19 protein-coding genes are annotated in these 18,356 nt (G+C 52.4%); 10 read left to right on the forward strand and 9 right to left on the reverse strand.

The window, feature by feature from the left end:
• Positions 1-91: 91 nt before the first annotated feature.
• From ureA to ureC, 3 genes are all read left to right on the forward strand, one after another.
• On the forward strand, positions 92-394 hold the full coding sequence (ureA, locus tag EBB_RS13100; RefSeq protein ID WP_192373865.1) for an urease subunit gamma: 303 nt from the start codon (positions 92-94) through the stop codon (positions 392-394).
• A gap of 129 nt (positions 395-523) precedes the next feature.
• Complete coding sequence (locus EBB_RS13105; RefSeq protein WP_192394264.1) at positions 524-847, forward strand: urease subunit beta; 324 nt, start codon at positions 524-526, stop codon at positions 845-847.
• Positions 844-2,547, forward strand: coding sequence for an urease subunit alpha (gene ureC / locus EBB_RS13110; protein WP_192394265.1), 1,704 nt, complete (start codon positions 844-846; stop codon positions 2,545-2,547). Before EBB_RS13105 ends, ureC begins: the two co-directional genes overlap by 4 nt.
• Positions 2,548-2,641: 94 nt before the next feature.
• On the opposite strand, the gene EBB_RS13115 is transcribed toward ureC, so the two are convergent.
• Positions 2,642-3,211 (reverse strand): hypothetical protein, encoded by a 570-nt coding sequence (locus tag EBB_RS13115; protein ID WP_192394266.1) that lies wholly within the window; start codon positions 3,209-3,211, stop codon positions 2,642-2,644.
• Positions 3,212-3,296: 85 nt separating this feature from the next.
• The gene (locus tag EBB_RS13120; protein WP_192394267.1) at positions 3,297-3,653 is read right to left on the reverse strand and encodes a hypothetical protein; all 357 of its coding nucleotides are present in this window, start codon (positions 3,651-3,653) and stop codon (positions 3,297-3,299) included.
• Positions 3,654-4,365: 712 nt separating this feature from the next.
• Here EBB_RS13120 and EBB_RS13125 point away from each other — a divergent pair.
• The 6 genes from EBB_RS13125 to EBB_RS13150 all read left to right on the forward strand — a co-directional run bounded on the left by EBB_RS13125 (position 4,366) and on the right by EBB_RS13150 (position 10,257).
• The gene (locus tag EBB_RS13125; RefSeq protein ID WP_192394268.1) at positions 4,366-5,451 is read left to right on the forward strand and encodes a hypothetical protein; all 1,086 of its coding nucleotides are present in this window, start codon (positions 4,366-4,368) and stop codon (positions 5,449-5,451) included.
• 683 nt (positions 5,452-6,134) lie between these two features.
• The gene (ureE, locus tag EBB_RS13130) at positions 6,135-6,566 is read left to right on the forward strand and encodes an urease accessory protein UreE (protein ID WP_192394269.1); all 432 of its coding nucleotides are present in this window, start codon (positions 6,135-6,137) and stop codon (positions 6,564-6,566) included.
• Complete coding sequence (locus tag EBB_RS13135) at positions 6,556-7,230, forward strand: urease accessory protein UreF (protein ID WP_192394270.1); 675 nt, start codon at positions 6,556-6,558, stop codon at positions 7,228-7,230. The genes ureE and EBB_RS13135 overlap by 11 nt, the downstream gene beginning before the upstream one ends.
• A 93-nt stretch (positions 7,231-7,323) precedes the next feature.
• Positions 7,324-7,941 carry an urease accessory protein UreG gene (gene ureG, locus EBB_RS13140; protein WP_192394271.1) on the forward strand — a complete coding sequence of 206 codons (618 nt, stop codon included), beginning with the start codon at positions 7,324-7,326 and terminating at the stop codon, positions 7,939-7,941.
• Between the two features lie 353 nt (positions 7,942-8,294).
• Positions 8,295-8,837: a glutathione peroxidase gene (locus tag EBB_RS13145; RefSeq protein ID WP_192394272.1), complete on the forward strand. Its 543-nt coding sequence runs from the start codon at positions 8,295-8,297 to the stop codon at positions 8,835-8,837.
• Positions 8,838-8,898: 61 nt separating this feature from the next.
• Positions 8,899-10,257, forward strand: coding sequence for a DASH family cryptochrome (locus tag EBB_RS13150; protein ID WP_192394273.1), 1,359 nt, complete (start codon positions 8,899-8,901; stop codon positions 10,255-10,257).
• Between the two features lie 34 nt (positions 10,258-10,291).
• Here EBB_RS13150 and EBB_RS13155 read toward each other — a convergent pair whose 3' ends face one another.
• The 4 genes from EBB_RS13155 to cysK all read right to left on the reverse strand — a co-directional run bounded on the left by EBB_RS13155 (position 10,292) and on the right by cysK (position 12,679).
• Entirely contained in the window at positions 10,292-10,702 is a 411-nt protein-coding gene (locus EBB_RS13155) for a hypothetical protein (RefSeq protein ID WP_192394274.1), read from the reverse strand.
• Positions 10,703-10,740: 38 nt separating this feature from the next.
• The gene (locus tag EBB_RS13160) at positions 10,741-11,157 is read right to left on the reverse strand and encodes a DUF6691 family protein (protein ID WP_192394275.1); all 417 of its coding nucleotides are present in this window, start codon (positions 11,155-11,157) and stop codon (positions 10,741-10,743) included.
• 14 nt (positions 11,158-11,171) lie between these two features.
• Positions 11,172-11,588, reverse strand: coding sequence for a YeeE/YedE family protein (locus tag EBB_RS13165; protein ID WP_192394276.1), 417 nt, complete (start codon positions 11,586-11,588; stop codon positions 11,172-11,174).
• 140 nt (positions 11,589-11,728) lie between these two features.
• Positions 11,729-12,679: a cysteine synthase A gene (cysK, locus tag EBB_RS13170; protein ID WP_192394277.1), complete on the reverse strand. Its 951-nt coding sequence runs from the start codon at positions 12,677-12,679 to the stop codon at positions 11,729-11,731.
• Between the two features lie 597 nt (positions 12,680-13,276).
• On the opposite strand from cysK, the gene pepA reads away from it, so the two are divergent.
• The gene (pepA, locus tag EBB_RS13175; protein WP_192394278.1) at positions 13,277-14,101 is read left to right on the forward strand and encodes a flocculation-associated PEP-CTERM protein PepA; all 825 of its coding nucleotides are present in this window, start codon (positions 13,277-13,279) and stop codon (positions 14,099-14,101) included.
• 53 nt (positions 14,102-14,154) lie between these two features.
• Here the strand turns inward: pepA and holA are convergent, their stop codons facing one another.
• Genes holA through leuS form a run of 3 tightly spaced genes read right to left on the reverse strand, consistent with a single transcriptional unit; the run spans position 14,155 to position 18,300 of the window.
• Positions 14,155-15,183 (reverse strand): DNA polymerase III subunit delta, encoded by a 1,029-nt coding sequence (gene holA / locus EBB_RS13180; protein ID WP_192394279.1) that lies wholly within the window; start codon positions 15,181-15,183, stop codon positions 14,155-14,157.
• A gap of 2 nt (positions 15,184-15,185) precedes the next feature.
• Positions 15,186-15,686 carry an LPS-assembly lipoprotein LptE gene (locus tag EBB_RS13185; protein WP_225587432.1) on the reverse strand — a complete coding sequence of 167 codons (501 nt, stop codon included), beginning with the start codon at positions 15,684-15,686 and terminating at the stop codon, positions 15,186-15,188.
• Between the two features lie 25 nt (positions 15,687-15,711).
• The gene (leuS, locus tag EBB_RS13190) at positions 15,712-18,300 is read right to left on the reverse strand and encodes a leucine--tRNA ligase (RefSeq protein WP_192394281.1); all 2,589 of its coding nucleotides are present in this window, start codon (positions 18,298-18,300) and stop codon (positions 15,712-15,714) included.
• Positions 18,301-18,356 lie beyond the last annotated feature (56 nt).

Genomic DNA, 18,356 nt, shown 5'->3' on the forward strand with positions numbered 1-18,356 from the left:
GTTGTCGGTCCGCGAACCGACATTTAAAAAAGCCGTCGCGCTAGCGACACAAACAAACTAAGCCAAACACGAACAAACAAAAAGCACCGCCATGCAACTAACACCCAGAGAAAAAGACAAACTCCTCCTCTTCACTGCCGCCCTCCTCGCCGAGCGCCGCAAAGCCAGAGGCTTGAAACTCAACTACCCGGAAGCGGTGGCGTATATCTCCGCCGCCATCATGGAGGGCGCGCGCGACGGCCAGACCGTTGCCGAGTTGATGGCGTATGGCCGAACGCTATTAAGCATCGACGATGTGATGGACGGCATCGCCGATATGTTGACCGAGGTACAGGTCGAGGCAACGTTTCCCGATGGCACTAAATTGGTAACGGTACATGAGCCCATCGTTTGATGTACCCGTGGGCACAAAAAGCCTGTGCCCAGCCTACGAAAATCCGCCAGAAAGCCCAGTAAACTCAACAGCTAGGGTGGACACGATGGTTCGTGCCCATGCGGAAAAAAAATTTAAAAGGAGCCCCACATGATCCCCGGAGAAATCTTCCCCGCCGACGGCGACGGCGACATCGAACTCAACGCCGGCCGCGCCACGGTCAAAGTCCTGGTCGCCAATAGCGGCGACCGGCCGATTCAAGTCGGCTCGCATTACCATTTTTACGAAACCAACCCGGCCTTGCATTTCGACCGCAGCCTGGCCCTGGGTTATCGCTTGGACATCCCGGCCGGCACGGCAGTGCGCTTCGAGCCCGGCCAGCAGCGCGAGGTGCAGTTGGTGGCTTTCGCCGGCACCCGCAAGGTCTACGGCTTTAGAGGCGAAGTGATGGGCGCACTGGAGAAACACGCATGAGCAAAATCAGCCGACACGCCTACGCCGACATGTTCGGCCCCACCACCGGCGACCGCTTGCGGTTGGCCGACACCGATTTGATCCTGCAAGTGGAAGCCGATTACACCGTGTACGGCGACGAGGTGAAATTCGGCGGCGGCAAGGTGATCCGCGACGGCATGGGCCAAAGCCAGCTGGGTAGCGAACACGCGGTGGATTTGGTGATTACCAACGCCTTGATCATCGATTATTGGGGCATCGTTAAAGCCGATGTCGGCGTCAAAGACGGCCGCATTTTCAAGATCGGCAAGGCCGGCAATCCGGACGTGCAAGCCGGCGTGGACATCATCGTCGGCCCCGGCACCGAAGTCATCGCCGGCGAAGGCCAGATCCTGACCGCCGGCGGCATCGACGCCCACATCCATTTCATCTGCCCGCAACAGATCGAGGAAGCGCTGTGCTCCGGCGTCACCACCATGATAGGCGGCGGCACCGGCCCGGCCACCGGTACCAACGCCACCACCTGCACGCCGGGGCCGTGGCATATCCAGCAGATGTTGAAAGCGCTGGACGGCTTGCCGATGAACTTTGGCTTGCTCGGCAAGGGCAACGCCAGTTTGCCCGACGCGTTGGAAGAACAAGTCCAAGCCGGGGTAATGGGCCTGAAACTGCACGAAGACTGGGGCACCACGCCAGCATCGATTGATTGCTGTCTAAGCGTCGCGGAGAAATACGACGTGCAAGTGGCGATCCACACCGACACCTTGAACGAGTCGGGCTTTGTCGAAGACACCTTCGCTGCCTTCAAGGGCCGCACCATCCATACGTACCACACCGAAGGTGCCGGCGGCGGCCACGCCCCGGACATCATCAAGGCTTGCGGTTTGAGCAACGTGCTGCCGTCGTCAACCAACCCCACCCGGCCTTATACGATCAACACCGTCGACGAGCATTTGGACATGTTGATGGTCTGCCATCATCTTGACCCGAGCATCCCGGAAGACGTGGCCTTTGCCGAATCGCGCATCCGCCGCGAAACCATTGCTGCCGAAGACATCCTGCATGACTTAGGCGCGTTTTCGATGATTTCTTCGGATTCGCAGGCCATGGGCCGGGTCGGCGAAGTGGTGATCCGCACTTGGCAGACCGCGCACAAAATGAAGACTCAACGCGGCGCGTTGGCCGGCGACCCTGCCAGCAGCGACAACCAGCGCATCAAACGCTACATCGCCAAATACACCATCAACCCGGCCATCAGCCACGGCATCAGCCATGAAGTGGGTTCCATCGAAGCCGGCAAACTGGCTGACCTGGTGTTGTGGCAACCGGCGTTTTTTGGCGTCAAACCCAGTTTGATCCTAAAAGGCGGCCTAATCGCCGCCGCGCCGATGGGCGACGCCAACGCCTCCATCCCCACCCCGCAACCGGTGCATTACCGGCCGATGTTCGGCAGCTTCGGCCGCACCGCCGCCAACACCTCGATGATTTTCCTGCCGCAAGCGGCGGTGTCAACTGGTGTGGCCGGACAATTGGGCTTGCAAAAACGGGTCGGGGTGGTTCGCAATACTCGGAACATTGGTAAGGCGGATATGAAGTTGAACGACTACCAGCCGGTGATGGAGGTTTGTCCGCAGACTTATAAGGTCAAGGCGGATGGAGTGTTGTTGACGTGCGAGCCGGCGGTGGTGTTGCCGATGGCGCAGCGGTATTTTTTATTTTGAGAAGGGTCAGGGTTTTCGGTAGAGCCATCCTTGGCCCTGCCGAAAACAAACTGTATGCAGCGGAAGTGATGGCGGCATTTGCCATCCGTTAAAACTAGGAACCGGGGATATTGTTTTTGTGCGGTAGAACCGGTTCGTCCGTGGTGGTTGCGCCGGCTTCGAGTGGCTGAGCCATGGCATTGATGATTTCGGGTGGAGCACCGGATTGCTTTAGGCTTTCGCGTAGCTCGGCGCTCAATTCCGCGTTGGTCCGTTCGGATACCGGTTCTTCAGGCTGAACGGCCGGGGCGGACTCTTGATCTTTCAGAGTCTGTTCCAATTGAGCGACCTGCTCTTCCGGTAAGTGGTTGGCTCGCATCGACGCAATCAACTCGGCATTGGCTTCGCTACGCGCCGCCTCATCCTCGGGCGACAAGCTATTGGCGAGCGCCTGCCCTTGCTGCTCATGGGGGGGCAACCGAATTTCCTTAGAGATTGGGACGTTTGTCCGCGGAATATCGAGCTTTCTGTTCGCGCCGACCGCGATAACAGGCGCGGAAACTGAAGCGGTATTCGCCGGCAGCGCAGTTGGATGGTTATCGCCGCGACCGGAAAATTGCTGACCGGTAAAATATCCACTCGCAAAAACGCTAGCCACACCCAGTATTGAGACAAGTTTATTCATGATCTTGACCTAGGTTGAGTTGGTACAAAGCGGAATCCCGGCCGGATGAATCAGACCAAAGATTCCGCATGATCGGCTGCAGCGATTAATACTCGTACAGGTAGGATAAAGTACCCAAGTAGCGATAAGAGCCGGAGGTTGGGCAGGCAGCAGTGCCTGAGTCACCGTACAAATAGTAGGTTTGATGGTTTTGCATCGCCAGTTTGGCCTGGCTCAAGGCGTTTTGATTATAGGTGACGAAATAATTGGTATAGGTCGGTAACACACTGTGCTCCGGTACGGTGTAGATATAGCCATATGTCGTACCGTTAACGTTATATTCGTAAACACCGGTGACATTCACCCAGCCGGCGGAACAAGTCGCCGCGTTGGCGGCACCGGCGCCAAACATTGAAGCAGCAATGACAGACAGCATTAGAAACAGATTTTTGATAGTTTTCATGACCTTCACCTTTTGTAAATTAAACACGAGATTGGATGAGTTAACGCTGTACTTGCTTCTGGGGTAAAAAATTGGCCTACCTGAAAATTCAAGGGCAGCGTGTCCTTAGGCATTTACGCTGTGGTTTTACTGGCGGCGTAATTAGCGGGGACGGTGATAATTTAGGGAAACTGAAGGGTTTTCTCTGTTAACTTTCTGGCTGGAGAAGTGTGAGGTTTTTCACAGTTTTATGTGGATATAGCTTTGCTGGGTTTTGGGATTTTGTGTCGCTGTCGCGACGGGTTTGTTTGAAGTCGGGTCTCGGCCCGACGGCCGAGATACTTTCGCTACGAAAACCATCCGTGGTTTTCGCCCTGCGGGCCAGCCTATCGGCTGTTCAAATTCGTTCCAGACGAATTTGTGCGTGGCCAAAAGAAAGTATCCAAAGAAAAAGCCACCCGACATTCCGCCTTAATCCTGCGCTTCTCGCTTTTGGCGAGGGTTTTCGGAAGGGCCATCCCTGGCCCTCCGAAAACGAGCGGCATCCCTGCAGCTCCCCTGCGGGCTGATCTCGCCAAAAGCTGCGATGCTCGGGGCGGAATAACGGGAATACTTCACACCAACGGTTATTGCGTGTAGCAAAGGTGATTTGTCTGGGGTTGGAACGACAGCGTAAACTTAGCCTACGGGCTAAAATTCTTTAGTTTTATAGCGATATTTTTTTGGAGGTAATATGTCAGAATCCAGTAGTCTTGGCGGTGAACTCAAGCAGTGGTCTAAAGACCATTGGATTGCTATAGCAGGAATATTATCAGGCGTTATTGTAGGTATAACCATTCCAATTTGGCAAATATACTGGGTTGAAAGATCAAATTTGAGCATTGAAATTAACTCCATTAACCGGGAAATATCCAGTGACGCCGGGATAATTTTAAATGATCAGGCAGAATTAAAATTACTAACACCTTATAGAGCTGGTAGCGATTCAAGAAATATAATTAGATTACTTGGAAAAAGAATTGGCGATGAATCAATAACAGCAAAAAAAGATAGATTATTGCCAGACGAACTAAAGGATTTATTATCGTACGCAAAAGCTGATTTAAATAGACTGCCGGAAAAAATTGAATCTTTTCGAAAGGAGATTCAAGGCATCGACTTAATAAGCCCTGAATCAATAACAATCAGAGAAATTAGTAGATTAAACAGACCGTTAGAGCAAGAGATTGAGGTTAATGTAGAAGAGTTTTACGAGAAGAAGAAAGCAATAGGCGAAAATAAAAATTACTTCTCCACAATAATTAATGGATTTCACGATGCATACACTCAAAAGCTTAAGGACGCAGAAAAACAATATGGCGAATTACAAGGAGGAATACCGTTAGCAGAGAGAAAAATTGAGTTACTTGCTGGAAATTTAGCCGAAAAAAATTCCTACTTTAAATTATCTGCGATCTTACTTAACTCTGGTAGATCGACTACGTCTATTAAACGCCCAGCTTTACTAAGAGTTTACATTGGAGAAGGAAATTACGTCGATTTAAAACTGAAGCTAAAGGACTACGAAAAAACATCGGAAATCGCAGAACACGGCACCAAGATTGCAAACTTTGAATCAGATGAAATATCTCGCTTGCCGGAGGAAGATCAAAAATTAATAAATACTTATTGGGGTCAAAGTGTTCAGGCACTTCTGTTTATGGAAGACATTTCCGGCACAGTTACTCAATCAAACCCTATAGCCTTTTCGGAGGGATTGTATGAAAAAATCATATATGACAGATTAAAAAATCAAGCATCGATAATAAAGCTCAAATAATTCCCCATGCTATGAGTGGAAAGTTTCGGTTAAACACGGAGCCCGCGTAGGTTCGATTAGCGTAGCGTAATCGGACGAATGTAATATTTCAGGAAACACGTATGACCAATTTTTGATAGGTATTCATTTGCAGGGAAGATTGGTTAGGTAACTCTTTTAATTGAAAGCAGTTGCGGAACATACGTCCGATTACGCTAATCGGACCTACTGAGTTTTCCTTCATGGACACAAGAAACGTCCACGTTAGTTTTTGGATTGTCATTTAAATTTTGGGAGGGTTTTCTCCCGTTATTCCGCCCCGAGCATCGCAGCTTTTGGCGAGATCAGCCCGTAGGGGAGCGGCAGGGATGCCGCTCGTTTTCGGAGGGGCAGGAAGCCCCTTCCGAAAACCCTCGGCAAAAGCGAGACGCGCAGGAGTAAGGCGGAATTCCGGGTGGCCTTTCTTTTGGTGACTTTTCTTTGGCCAAACAAAGAAAAGTCACTCGGCTGTCGGGCCGAGACCCGACGTCCAAATAACCCGTCGCGGCAACGACACTTTATTAAACGAAAGCTAGAGCTTTCGAGACATCGTTCCCAAGCTGGAGCTTGGGAACCAGCCTGAAACAAAACCAAAAGACATCAAATAATCTAAAAGCCGACGTGTTGGGTTACGCTTCGCTAACCCAACCTACACAAAATACAAAATGCTAAAACTCACTGAAACCAGCACAACCGAAGAAACCCCCGACGACACCCTCACCCTCCCCTTCGAGGCGCGGCAAAAATCCCGACAACCGGCCACCACGCAGGGCGGCATCCAAGTCGGCGTATTTTTACCCAGGGGCCAAACCCTGAGACATGGCGCAATTCTCACCAACGGCCAAGGCTTCAAAGTGCGCATCGACGCGGCACCGGAATCCTTGTCCGTGGTGAAATGCAGTGATCCACTGTTGTTCGCCCGTGCCTGCTACCACCTGGGCAACCGACATATTGCCCTACAAATCCTCCCGGACGAACTGCGCTATCTGGCCGATCATGTGCTGGACCAAATGCTGGTGGGCTTAGGGTTGACGGTTGAACATCACACCCTGCCCTTCGAACCGGAAAGCGGCGCGTATCATAGCCATGGTCACTGATTTATCGCTGTTAAGGCTGTTGCAATTGGTCAGCCCCGGCCTGCCGATTGGCATGTACAGTTATTCGCAAGGGCTGGAGAGGGCGGTAGACGACGGTTGGATTACCGATGCCGAACAAACCGCCGACTGGCTGCGCGGCTTGCTGCAAAACGGTTTAGGCTTGGTCGATGCGCCGATTCTGGCCCGGCTTTACGAGGCCTGGCGCGCGAACGATATGGCTGCGGTAGACCATTGGAGCCAAACCCTGACAGCCTGCCGGGAAACAGCGGAACTGCGCTCAGAGGATAAACAAACCGGCCAGGCATTGGCGCGCTTGCTGGTAAATCTGGAATTATCGGAGGCCGAGGCTTGGCAAAAACGGCAAGATGCCACACTGGCCACCTTATTTGCCCTGGCCGCTGCCCGCTGGCAAATTGGTAAAACCGACGCCGTCACCGGTTATTTGTGGGGCTGGCTGGAAAATCAGGTGTTGTGCGCGGTGAAATTGGTCCCGTTGGGGCAAGTGGCCGGGCAACGGCTATTAAAAAATCTGGCCGGCGAATTGCCGGCTTTGGTTGATCGGGCTTTGCGAATGACGGACGATGACATCGGCGGCAGTTGTTTCGGCTTGGCACTGGCCAGCAGCCGGCATGAGATGCAGTATTCGCGGCTGTTCCGATCCTGAGATAACGATAACCTGGCCTCGACGCAGCGCAAGCAGCGCGAGGTTTGAGCAACCTTCCCCCCGGATGGCATCCGGGCTACCTTGGATGAAAACATGAGCGACAAACAAGTATTACGAGTAGGCATCGGCGGCCCGGTCGGCTCCGGCAAAACCGCGTTAGTAGATGCCTTGTGCAAGAAAATGCGCGACGATTACGAAATCGGCGTGGTCACCAACGATATTTACACCCGCGAGGATCAGCAGTTTTTGATCCGCAGCCAGGCGCTGCCGGAAGAGCGCATCCTGGGCGTGGAAACCGGCGGTTGTCCGCATACCGCCATCCGCGAGGATGCCTCGATGAATCTGGCCGCGGTTGACGATTTGATCGAACGCTGGCCTGAGCTGGATTTCGTGATGGTGGAAAGCGGCGGCGACAACCTCAGTGCCACTTTCAGTCCGGAATTGGCTGACCTGACCATCTACGTCATCGACGTATCCGCCGGTGACAAGATTCCGCGCAAAGGCGGCCCCGGCATCACCCGTTCGGATTTGCTGGTGATCAATAAAATTGATTTGGCGCCTTACGTCGGCGCTTCGCTGGAGGTGATGGACCGCGACGCGAAGAAAATGCGCGGCGAGCGGCCGTTTGTGTTTACCAACATCAAAACCGGTAATGGTTTGGAGGCGGTCGCGGATTTTATTGTCAAGCAAGGCATGTTGCGTGTGCATTGATAGCGTTGGTCGGCGTTCAAGTTTCCAGTGACAGGCATTCCCTTAAACCCAAACTCGTTTGAAATCCTAAAGCATATTTTGAACGGCAACATAAACCCGGCCTTTAAATACCGTTCGTCCTGAAATTCGAAGGAAGCGCCACATCAGGCTTCGACAGGCTCAGCCCGAACGGTGTACCTGCGTTAAATAAGGCCGGGTTTATAATCTCCCGCCCACGCGGGAGTGACGATTGTTGATAACGGGCGAGTGATGCGTACCGCCCCAAAATGTATTGAGCATCTGCAACGCCCGCCCCCGTTTGACTTTTAGCCAGTGCTGGTAAGCTGAATGTCAAACAATCAGGAGGAACAATGATGAAAACCGCGTTTTTAATTGCCAGCTTGTTGGCTTCTTCTATGTCTGTCGCGGCTGCGGATCAGTGCTCTACGTTGCTGAATTACAAAATGACCAAACTCCGTTCCAGCGAGCAAATCGATTTTTGCCAGTCGTTTCAAGGCAAGGTCATTCTGGCCGTCAATACCGCCAGTAACTGCGGCTACACCCCTCAATTCAAGGGCCTAGAAGCCTTATATCAAAAATATAAGGATCAGGGTTTGGTGGTAGTTGGCTTTCCGTCCAATGATTTTAATCAGGAGTTCGCCGAAGCGGAAAAAACTGCCAACGTCTGTTATATCAACTACGGCGTCACGTTCCCCATGCTGGAAAAAAGCCAGGTGAAAGGCGCGGCAGCGAACGGTTTCTTCCAAAAATTGATTAAAGCCACCGGTCAGGCGCCGGCATGGAATTTTCACAAATATTTGATTGATCATAGCGGCAACAGCGTGGCGGCCTTCCCCAGCGATGTGACGCCGGAACAGCTGGATTCTAAGATCAGCGCCTTGTTATCAGCTAAATAGTGTTGTAAACCTCAGCTCTCGCCGGCGGCACGCCGGCATTTTTTATCAGGACGAGACGGCAATGCGCAGAATAGGGCTTTACTGGTTTGGTAATGATTTGCGGGTGCATGACAACCCCAACCTTCAACAAGCCAGCGCGGTCGTGGATCAGTTGCTTTGCGTCTATTGTCTGGACCCAGCCTGGTTGGCGCCCAACCCATACGGGATGGCTAATTTGTCGGCGCAGCGTTGGCGGTTTTTGAAAGAAGCCTTACAGGATCTGGATAGAAATCTTCAGCAAGTCGGACAACATCTGCTGGTTTGTTACGAAATACCGCTTGCGGCCATCGGTGGGCTAGTCGCCAAGCATGGCGTATCGGTGATTTATCGCAGCCGCCATGCTGGTTTTCAGGAGCGGCAACAATGGCTGGCGCTGCAAAAGCATTTGCCGGGCTTGCGTTTTGTCGAATCCGACACGCAAACCCTGTTCAATCTGCACGAATTGCCTTTTACCCAATTACCGAAGTCCTTCACGCCATTCAAGGATAACGTCGAGCAGTTGCGGGTCGATCATCCTTTGCTGCCGCCCGATGCGCTGCCCCCCAGCCCTGAACCCAAATCGGATTGGTTATTGAATTTTCCGGTGTATTTGCCGGCCATTTCCGCACTCGATGCGGAGTTGGCGTTTCATGGCGGCGAGACTGCCGGTAAAAAACAGCTTAAAGCGTATTTCCGCAGCAGTTACCCCAGCCGTTATAAAGACCTGCGTAACAAACTGGACGGTTGGGAAAACTCAACCAAGTTTTCGCCTTGGCTGGCTCACGGCAATCTGTCGGTACGAAAAATCTATTCCAGTTTACGCCGCTACGAAGCAGAGAATGGCGCCAATGAATCCACCTATTGGCTGTATTTTGAATTGCTCTGGCGGGAGTATTTTCAATGGTATGCCCACCAGCACGGCAAGCGACTGTTTGGGTTTCGAGGCATTAAAGCACGCAAACCTTTAACCTGCTTTTATCCGGAACGCTTTCAAAAATGGTGTCACGGTTACACGCCCTATCCATTAGTAAACGCTTGCATGAAGCAACTGAACGCCACAGGTTATATGTCCAATCGCGGCCGGCAAATCGTCGCCAGCTGTTTGGTCAACGAACTGGCGGTGGATTGGCGCTTCGGCGCAGCTTATTTTGAACAACAGTTGCTGGACTACGATGTGGCCAGCAATTGGGGGAATTGGCAATATCTAGCCGGGGTGGGCGCTGATCCGCGCGGCCAGCGGCATTTTGATCTGGAAAAACAAACCCGGCTGTATGATCCGGACGGCAAGTTTATCCGCAAGTGGCAGGCTGAAATCCGCAATTTGCCATTGGATTCGGTTGATGCGGCCGATTGGCCGGTGGACCCAACGGCCGCGAAATTGGCATCCATATTATCGGCTTAGGCTAACAATTAAACGCCGCAGTTTACTGAAGACCCTAACGGCCTGTGCCAAAACTTTTCGCGCAGGATTTGCACCCCAAATAAAATTCCGCCCCATCATTTTGGGTGACGGAAATATTACCGCCGGCGCGGATCTTCCATTGACTGGGGCGTCCGTGAAAATTAGCAGTTCCTTTCACATAACAAGGTAGATAGAGATAGCCCTCCAGATATTCCTCCGAAGTTATCGGTCTGGCTTTGCGCAAAACGCTTTTGGCTTGCGGTGTGGAAAGTTTAAAGTCCTCGCAGAACGCCCCAGGCTGATCGGAACCTGCCATCGCCACCCTCACCTGCGTAAACCCATCAATCGCAAAGGCATTTAACGGGCACATGGCCGCGTAAAACCAAAAAGCGGTGTGTACCATGCTTGCCAAAACCGAGTGCATCACATTTACCACTTTACCCATTCGCTAGCGTCTTATACCCCCATCAGACCGCCACTTACCTAGCGTTGATGCAACAAGCGAAACAACCAAAACCCAACAAACATCGCCGCAACAAACGCATAATTCCCCAATACTCCGGCACTCAATCCCAATAAAGCCGGCCCCGGACAAAAACCGGATAAGCCCCAACCGACGCCAAATATCGCCGCACCGCTCATTAGTTTGGCATCGACGCCGGCCGGCACGATAGCCGAAGGTTCTTGCTCGCGATCAGCCGTATCGTTATTGCGATGCATCAAATAGCGCGCCAGTCCCAGCGTCAATAAGGCACTGGCCATCACCAAGGCCAAACTGGGGTCCCACTCTCCAGTCACATCCAGAAACGCCAGTACTTTGGCCGGATTGCTCATGCCTGCCACGATCAAGCCTAGCCCGAACAACAGCCCGTAGGCAAATAAATAAACGGTATTTTTCATCGAGAATTTCCGGTTTAGAGCAGGTGTCGAACGATAAATACCGTAATGCCGGCTGTCAGCATGAAAGTCAACGTCGCGACGATGGATCGCACGGACAAACGGGCGATACCGCAAACGCCATGCCCACTGGTGCAGCCGCCACCCAGCCGGGTGCCGTAACCCACCAGCAGGCCGGCAATTGCCAGCAAACCAGGCGAGGCTGCCAGATCTAACGCAATGTCTGCACCGCTTAAGCGATAAAGAGGCCCACTCGCCAGCAGTCCGGCCAGAAACCAGCCGCGCCAGACACTGCTCTCGCTCCAGGGCGGTAACATGCCTGCGGCGATGCCCGAAATCCCGGCGGTATGCTTATGGGTAAACAACAGCAAAGCGGCAGCCATCCCAATCATGGCTCCCCCAGCCAGCGCGGATAAAATCGTCAAATAATTCATGCGTCATTCTTGCCAAAAATCGGCTATTGAAGCAGAAACCGGAACACCAAACCAGATTTACTAGCTTTAACGCCCAATTTAAGTAAACCAGCCCAGCCACTTTCAGCGATTCGCTTGTCCACACTGACTGCCGGCTCTCGTTAGTCACCAAACAACGACGAACTCAAATAGCGCTCGCCGGAATCCGGCAGCACAGCCACGATGACTTTACCCGCGTGTTCCTGACGCTTGGCCAGCCGCACCGCAACCGCAAGCGCCGCACCACTGGAAATACCGGCCATAATCCCTTCCTCCTTGGCGAGGCGTCGGGTATAGGCGATGGCTTCAGCGTCTTCTACCGGCTCGATCAGGTCAATCAACGACAAATCCAAATTCTGCGGCACAAAGCCGGCGCCTATACCTTGAATGCCATGCGGCGCGGCTTGCAACGGCAACCCGGAGCGAGTCTGGCTTAATACGGGGCTGCCCGCCGGCTCGACCGCGACACTGAGCACCGGCCTGCCGCAATGCTTTTTCAGGTAGCGCGACACACCGGTAATCGTGCCGCCGGTGCCGACGCCGGCTACGAAAATATCGACCTGGCCGCCGCTATCGCGCCAAATTTCCGGACCGGTGGTTTGTTCATGTATCGCCGGATTGGCCGGGTTTTTAAACTGTTCCAGCAATAGATAATGCTCAGGGTCGGCTGCGGCAATCGCCTCGGCCTGCTCCACCGCCGCGCGCATGCCGAGCGCGCCATCGGTCAGCCGCAGCTTCGCGCCATACGCCAATAACAAGGTGCGGCGCTCCTGGCTCATGTTGTCCGGCATCGTCAATGTGATAGGGATACCACGCGCGGCGGCCACCGCAGCCAACGCAATACCGGAATTGCCGCTGGTAGCTTCCAGTAAAGTCTTGCCCGGCGTCAATAGGCCTTGACGCTCCGCAGCCCAGACCATCGCCGCACCGACCCGGCATTTCACCGAATAGGACGGATTACGGCCTTCAATTTTCACCAGCAAGGTCGCGTTCAATCCTTGGCTAATATGATTGATCCGCACCAAAGGCGTTCGGCCTATCGATTGGGAATTATCTGCGTACCAAGCGGGCATCAAGGGTTTCCTGTGGGATAAGGGTTTTGCTGTGCGTGGGAAAAAATGATCCGGGCTATTGTGACGGATTCTAAGACGATCAACGGATAGTTTTTCAAACAAAAAGGCTGCGGTTGCGTTGGTGTTTTGTAGCACCGCCAAATTTCCTGGCTTCGTCATTCCGCCCCTAGGGATGCTATTAAGGGCCGATTTAACAACAATACCAGCAATCGCCAAGACCAAGTCGCCACCGACACCTTGGGAAATCATTAATTGGCCCAGAACACCCGGTGTAGAGATTCCAACGATTCAGTGTATCGTCGATCATTTGCTTTTTACAACAAACTGATTTTACTGAAAACTTTCGGTTATCAATCTCCCCACGACTTCTGGCGAGCATTTTCCAGAAAATCCTGTAGAAGCAGGATGCTATTTTTTGAACATTCCACTCACGCTTGAAATAAGCTCTGGTTCAGACGATGTGTGCTCTCCATTGCGACTACACTAAAAGTCTATTCCGGGAGTTTCAGTAATAGAACTGTAATTTGTGTTGGATCACAAAATCGGCTATAACCGCACTTTAGTGGGGATACAATCTAATTTTTATGAGGTACAGCAATGAGCGGTAAAACTTTAATGAAGCATCTCAAGCGTAATGCAATTTTAACGGCAGGACTGGTTATTGCCGCCCCTGCTGCGATGGCGAGTACACAATGGATTGGTACTGCAGATTATAAGTTAGCACCAGGCGCTACCGGTGATGAAGGGCCCGCAATTGGACAGTTTGACAGCTACGATTTTGCCCCTGGCGCTGCTATGATAAAATTTACGCCCGATAGTGCCACCTCTGGAACAGTAGAGGGCTGGTATCAATCCTATGTGAGGTCGCACGACCTAGGCTTCGTCGGCGTCTCAAACGGTAGCCTTGGATCAACGTATGAATTGACTGCGGTTGCTCATTTTTTTGGTAACTATTCCAACAGCATCGACGGTAATACCCAGTCGGTGGATAACATGACAGGCGACGTAGCACTGTATTTTGACACTACTCCTGATCACAGCTTCATCAGCGACACCGGTTTTTCTGACGTTAACTCACAACGAATTCTTTGGGGAAGTATAAACTCAGGAAACGGCAGTTTGTTCAAAGGTACTGGAGGCCAAGAACTAACCCTGAATTTTGCTGGTGCTGCATCGGGTTCCGACCAGGCTGTGTATAGTCCAAATACAATCGGCGGTGCAGACGCATTCTTTTCCATTACCACTAAAGGATTGCAAAGTGTTAACTTTAACAGCGTTCAGGGACATGCAGACGGACAAAAATTCGTTTCCGACGGTTACATGCAACTGACAGCGGTACCCGTGCCAGCCGCCGTATGGTTATTTGGTACCGGTTTGCTTGGTTTAATCAGTACCGGCAAACGTAAAAAAGTCGCTGGTTAAGGCATTCAATTTCACCTTAAAGCTGCCGCTCAAATTTCTTTTGGGCGGTAGACTTAATATTTGACTGCCTGGATACCTGAGCCTTTCGAAAACAACAAACAAATCCTAAACAAGCCTTCCCATTCGTCTCCGGCCATCTGGCCTTTGATTTGGCAATCTACATTGGCACTGGCTTGCAAAATACCCTGTAGCTCCTTGCTCTTCAACCTCTGCAAGGCCTCATGCACCAACTGCTTGCGCTTGTCCCATATCTGATATTTTTTGTAGAGAACTTCTGGGTTACCACCGCGTTTCAATTCCGTTTTGATACTGACCAAGGTTCGGGCTTCGCGGCTGATAGCCCACAACACCACCGGCGCTGCGACGCCCTCCGCTTTGAGCCCGGCAAGAATTTTAATGGATCGATTCACCTTGCCAGATAACAAAGCATCCATCAACTTAAAAACGTCAAACCTGGCGCTGTCAGCCACATCGCCCTCAACCATGGCTTTGTTGATACGGTTAGCCCCGTGCAAGATATACAGTTTTTCAAGCTCCTGAGCCGCGGCCAGCAAATTGCCCTCAACTCGCACGGCCAGGCTTTTTAGCGCATCCGCCTCCAAATGCATGCCCTTCCGTTCCGCGCGGCGCTGCAGCCAGTGCAACAACTCCGGCCCTTGTAACGGCCAGACCAGGATGACTGTCGCAATTTTATCCAAGGCCTGAAACCATTGCGATTTCTGGGCGGCACTATCCAGCTTGCCGGACGTGATCAGCAATACGGTATCTTCGGGCGGACGCTGACAATACGCGCTTAGGGCTTTACTGCCTTCCAAACCCGGTTTGCCGGAAGGCAAGCGTAAATCGATGAGTTTTTTGTCGGAAAAGATAGAAAGGGATTCGGCTTCGAGCGTCAATTGCGGCCACTCGTTGCCGTTATCGATAGCAATCACTTCACGGGTTGCATAGCCTGCAGTACGAGCCGCGCGCCGGATGTCGTCGGCCGCTTCGCCAAGCTGTAAAGGCTCGTCACCGCTTACCAAATAAACCGGCGCTAGCTCTTTTTGCAAGGCAGCCGTCAACTGGTCAAGCTTTAAACGCATACCTATTTTTTCTGCGTATCGACGGCTATCCTGGCTCTAGCCAATATCATCCGCGCCACTTGTTTATAGATTTCGTTGCGAATCAATTGTTCTTCGTTGCCTTTCGCCAGCACCGCAGTTTGATCGTTGAAAAACTCCCGGGAAATTTCGATTAGTTGTTCGTCCATCAGGGCATTCTCCTTGCTGTCGAAAAATTGAAAGCGCAGATAATATTCCAGCTCGGACTCGCTGGACTTACCGGTTGAACCGATGGTCAGCACCCGGTTACGCATGTCTTCCCTAAGCACCTTGACCACCACGCCGGCATCATTGGGAGAACCCACTATTTTGCCTTTCGAGGCTTTCATGATGGCTTGCAGTTCACCCTGTAAGGGCACGGAAGCACCAAACACATACACGTTTTTCAGCACTTCGGGCATCTCTATCGAACCGCGCAGATGGTATCCACAGCCAAGCAGCAGCGCCAAAGTTCCAAACAAAACCATCCGGCTCAAGTGATTCATCCTCTGCTTCTCGAAAACCCAGCGTTTAAACAACAATATTCACCAGTTTCTGCGGCACGACAATCAGCTTTTTCACCGGCTTACCTTCCAGATAACGCTGCACATTTTCGTCGGCCAAGGCCAAGGCTTCGACTTGCTCCTTGGACCCCGTCGCCGCAACGGATAATTTACCCCGCAGTTTACCGTTGACTTGCACGACCATCTCGATGGCATCCTGTTGTAACGCCGATTCATCAATCGCGGGCCAAGCGGCAAGCACGATGTCATTGTCATGTCCCAACTGATTCCACAGCTCTTGAGCCGCATGCGGAATAATCGGCGCCAACATCAAGACGATGGCGTCCAGCACTTCCTGACGAGTTGCCCTGCCATTCGCGCTGTTATCTTCGAATTTATTCAACGCGTTGACCAACTCCATGTTGGCGGCAATCGCAGTATTGAAAGTATGGCGGCGGGCCATGTCGTCGCTGACTTTTTGCAAAGCCTGATGCAATTGGCGACGCAATACTTTTTGATCGTCGCTCAAGGCCGCCTTGTCTAGCGCTTGATCCGGCAAACCGGCTTCGACATGCAAATAGACTTGCCGCCAGAGGCGTTTCAGGAAGCGGAAAGCGCCTTCCACACCGGCGTCATTCCATTCCAGCGACTGGTCCGGCGGCGACGTAAACATGGTGTACAAACGCACGGTGTCGGCACCGTATTTGTCGATCAACACTTGTGGATCGACGCCGTTGTTCTTGGACTTCGACATTTTTTCCACGGCGCCGACGATGACCGGCGAACCATCTTCCAGCAATTTGGCGCCAATGATTTTGCCTTTGGCATCTCGTTCGACATCGATTTGGGTCAGATTGAAATAGCGTTTGTGGCCGTGATCGTCAATTTGATAGAAAGTCTCGGCGATCACCATGCCTTGCGTCAGCAAGTTTTTGAACGGCTCATCGCAGACCACCAAACCTTCATCGCGCAACAATTTGGTGAAAAAACGCGCATACAGCAAATGTAAAATCGCATGTTCGATGCCGCCGATGTAATGATCGACCGGCAGCCAATAATTGGCGCGCTGGTCCAGCATCGCGGTGTCGCAATCCTGGCTGGCGTAACGCGCGAAATACCAGGACGATTCCATAAAGGTGTCGAAGGTATCAGTCTCGCGGCGGGCCGGCTTGCCACATTTTGGACAATCGGTATGCGGAAAGTTCGGATGCGCGGCCAACGGCGATTGCGAGCCGTCCAGCACCACGTCGCGCGGCAATGTGACCGGCAATTGCTCGTCAGGCACCGGCACCGTGCCGCAATCGTCGCAGTAAATCACCGGAATCGGCGCGCCCCAGTAACGCTGACGGGATACGCCCCAGTCGCGCAGACGGAAATTGGTTTTGCGCTCGCCTTTGCCCATACCGGCCAGTTTGGCAGCAATTGCATCGAAGGCTTGTTTGAAATTTAGGCCATCAAATTCGCCGGAGTTTTTCAACACACCTTTATCGGTAAAGGCTTTTTCGGCAACGCTGTCGTCAGAGCCATCCGCAGCGGCAATCACTTCCTTGATGGCAATACCATATCGCTTAGCGAATTCGTAATCGCGCTGATCGTGTGCAGGCACGGACATGACTGCGCCCGTGCCATAACTCATCAACACGAAGTTGGCGATCCATACCGGTACGGATTCCCCGGTCAAAGGATGAATGGCGTGGAAACCGGAAGCAATACCGCGTTTTTCCATGGTTTCCATCGCCGCTTCGGAAGTTTCCATCTGCTTGCAGGATTCGATGAAGGCGGCGATGTCGGCGTTATTTTCAGCCGCTTTCAAAGCCAACGGATGTTCGGCGGCGACCGCAACGTAGGTCACGCCGATCACGGTATCGGGACGGGTGGTATAGATGCGGATCGACGACTCGAAACCATCGACGGCAAAATCCATCTCAACGCCTTCGGAACGGCCTATCCAATTGGCCTGCATGGTTCTGACCTGTTCCGGCCAGCCGGGGAGTTTATCCAGCGAGGTCAGCAATTCGTCCGCATAAGCGGTGATTTTTAAAAACCACTGCGAAATTTCTTTTTTCTCAACCTGGGTATCGCAGCGCCAGCAGCAACCGTCGATGACTTGCTCGTTAGCCAGCACGGTTTGGTCGTGCGGGCACCAGTTGACCGGCGCGGTTTTTTTATAAACTAGGCCTTTTTCCAGCAAGCGGATGAAAAACCATTGTTCCCAACGGTAATAGCTCGGATCGCAGGTCGCCAGTTCGCGGCTCCAGTCGTAACCAAAACCCAAGCGTTTTAGCTGGTCGCGCATGTAATCGATATTCGAATAGGTCCAGTCGGCCGGATGCACCTTGTTTTGCATCGCCGCATTTTCCGCGGGCAAACCAAACGCATCCCAACCCATCGGTTGCAACACATGTTTACCCTGCATCCTTTGAAAACGGCTGATCACGTCGCCTATCGTATAGTTACGGACGTGGCCCATGTGCAGCTTGCCGCTGGGATACGGAAACATCGACAGGCAATAGTATTTTTCTTTGCCGGTGTCTTCAGAAGCGGTAAACACCCCGGATTTTTCCCAGTCGGCCTGTACTTTTTGCTCTATTTCCGACGGCTTGTAATGCTCTTCCATCCTATTCGTCTTTTGCTGTAAAAAGGCGCTAGAATACCTTAGAGACGCTTAAAGCT

The organism is Methylomonas fluvii (assembly GCF_014850975.1).
In the GTDB taxonomy this organism is placed as follows: domain Bacteria; phylum Pseudomonadota; class Gammaproteobacteria; order Methylococcales; family Methylomonadaceae; genus Methylomonas; species Methylomonas fluvii.

What these genes read in the sequence shown, in the direction of transcription:
- EBB_RS13165 (WP_192394276.1), bottom strand. Translation starts at nt 11,588, where the DNA reads ATGAATTATTTGACGATTTTATCCGCGCTGGCTGGGGGAGCCATGATT.
- ureC (WP_192394265.1), top strand. Translation starts at nt 844, where the DNA reads ATGAGCAAAATCAGCCGACACGCCTACGCCGACATGTTCGGCCCCACC.
- ureA (WP_192373865.1), top strand. Translation starts at nt 92, where the DNA reads ATGCAACTAACACCCAGAGAAAAAGACAAACTCCTCCTCTTCACTGCC.
- ureG (WP_192394271.1), top strand. Translation starts at nt 7,324, where the DNA reads ATGAGCGACAAACAAGTATTACGAGTAGGCATCGGCGGCCCGGTCGGC.
- EBB_RS13135 (WP_192394270.1), top strand. Translation starts at nt 6,556, where the DNA reads ATGGTCACTGATTTATCGCTGTTAAGGCTGTTGCAATTGGTCAGCCCC.
- EBB_RS13145 (WP_192394272.1), top strand. Translation starts at nt 8,295, where the DNA reads ATGAAAACCGCGTTTTTAATTGCCAGCTTGTTGGCTTCTTCTATGTCT.
- EBB_RS13115 (WP_192394266.1), bottom strand. Translation starts at nt 3,211, where the DNA reads ATGAATAAACTTGTCTCAATACTGGGTGTGGCTAGCGTTTTTGCGAGT.
- EBB_RS13155 (WP_192394274.1), bottom strand. Translation starts at nt 10,702, where the DNA reads ATGGGTAAAGTGGTAAATGTGATGCACTCGGTTTTGGCAAGCATGGTA.
- EBB_RS13150 (WP_192394273.1), top strand. Translation starts at nt 8,899, where the DNA reads ATGCGCAGAATAGGGCTTTACTGGTTTGGTAATGATTTGCGGGTGCAT.
- EBB_RS13185 (WP_225587432.1), bottom strand. Translation starts at nt 15,686, where the DNA reads ATGAATCACTTGAGCCGGATGGTTTTGTTTGGAACTTTGGCGCTGCTG.
- EBB_RS13120 (WP_192394267.1), bottom strand. Translation starts at nt 3,653, where the DNA reads ATGAAAACTATCAAAAATCTGTTTCTAATGCTGTCTGTCATTGCTGCT.
- ureE (WP_192394269.1), top strand. Translation starts at nt 6,135, where the DNA reads ATGCTAAAACTCACTGAAACCAGCACAACCGAAGAAACCCCCGACGAC.
- leuS (WP_192394281.1), bottom strand. Translation starts at nt 18,300, where the DNA reads ATGGAAGAGCATTACAAGCCGTCGGAAATAGAGCAAAAAGTACAGGCC.
- holA (WP_192394279.1), bottom strand. Translation starts at nt 15,183, where the DNA reads ATGCGTTTAAAGCTTGACCAGTTGACGGCTGCCTTGCAAAAAGAGCTA.
- pepA (WP_192394278.1), top strand. Translation starts at nt 13,277, where the DNA reads ATGAGCGGTAAAACTTTAATGAAGCATCTCAAGCGTAATGCAATTTTA.
- EBB_RS13125 (WP_192394268.1), top strand. Translation starts at nt 4,366, where the DNA reads ATGTCAGAATCCAGTAGTCTTGGCGGTGAACTCAAGCAGTGGTCTAAA.
- EBB_RS13160 (WP_192394275.1), bottom strand. Translation starts at nt 11,157, where the DNA reads ATGAAAAATACCGTTTATTTATTTGCCTACGGGCTGTTGTTCGGGCTA.
- EBB_RS13105 (WP_192394264.1), top strand. Translation starts at nt 524, where the DNA reads ATGATCCCCGGAGAAATCTTCCCCGCCGACGGCGACGGCGACATCGAA.
- cysK (WP_192394277.1), bottom strand. Translation starts at nt 12,679, where the DNA reads ATGCCCGCTTGGTACGCAGATAATTCCCAATCGATAGGCCGAACGCCT.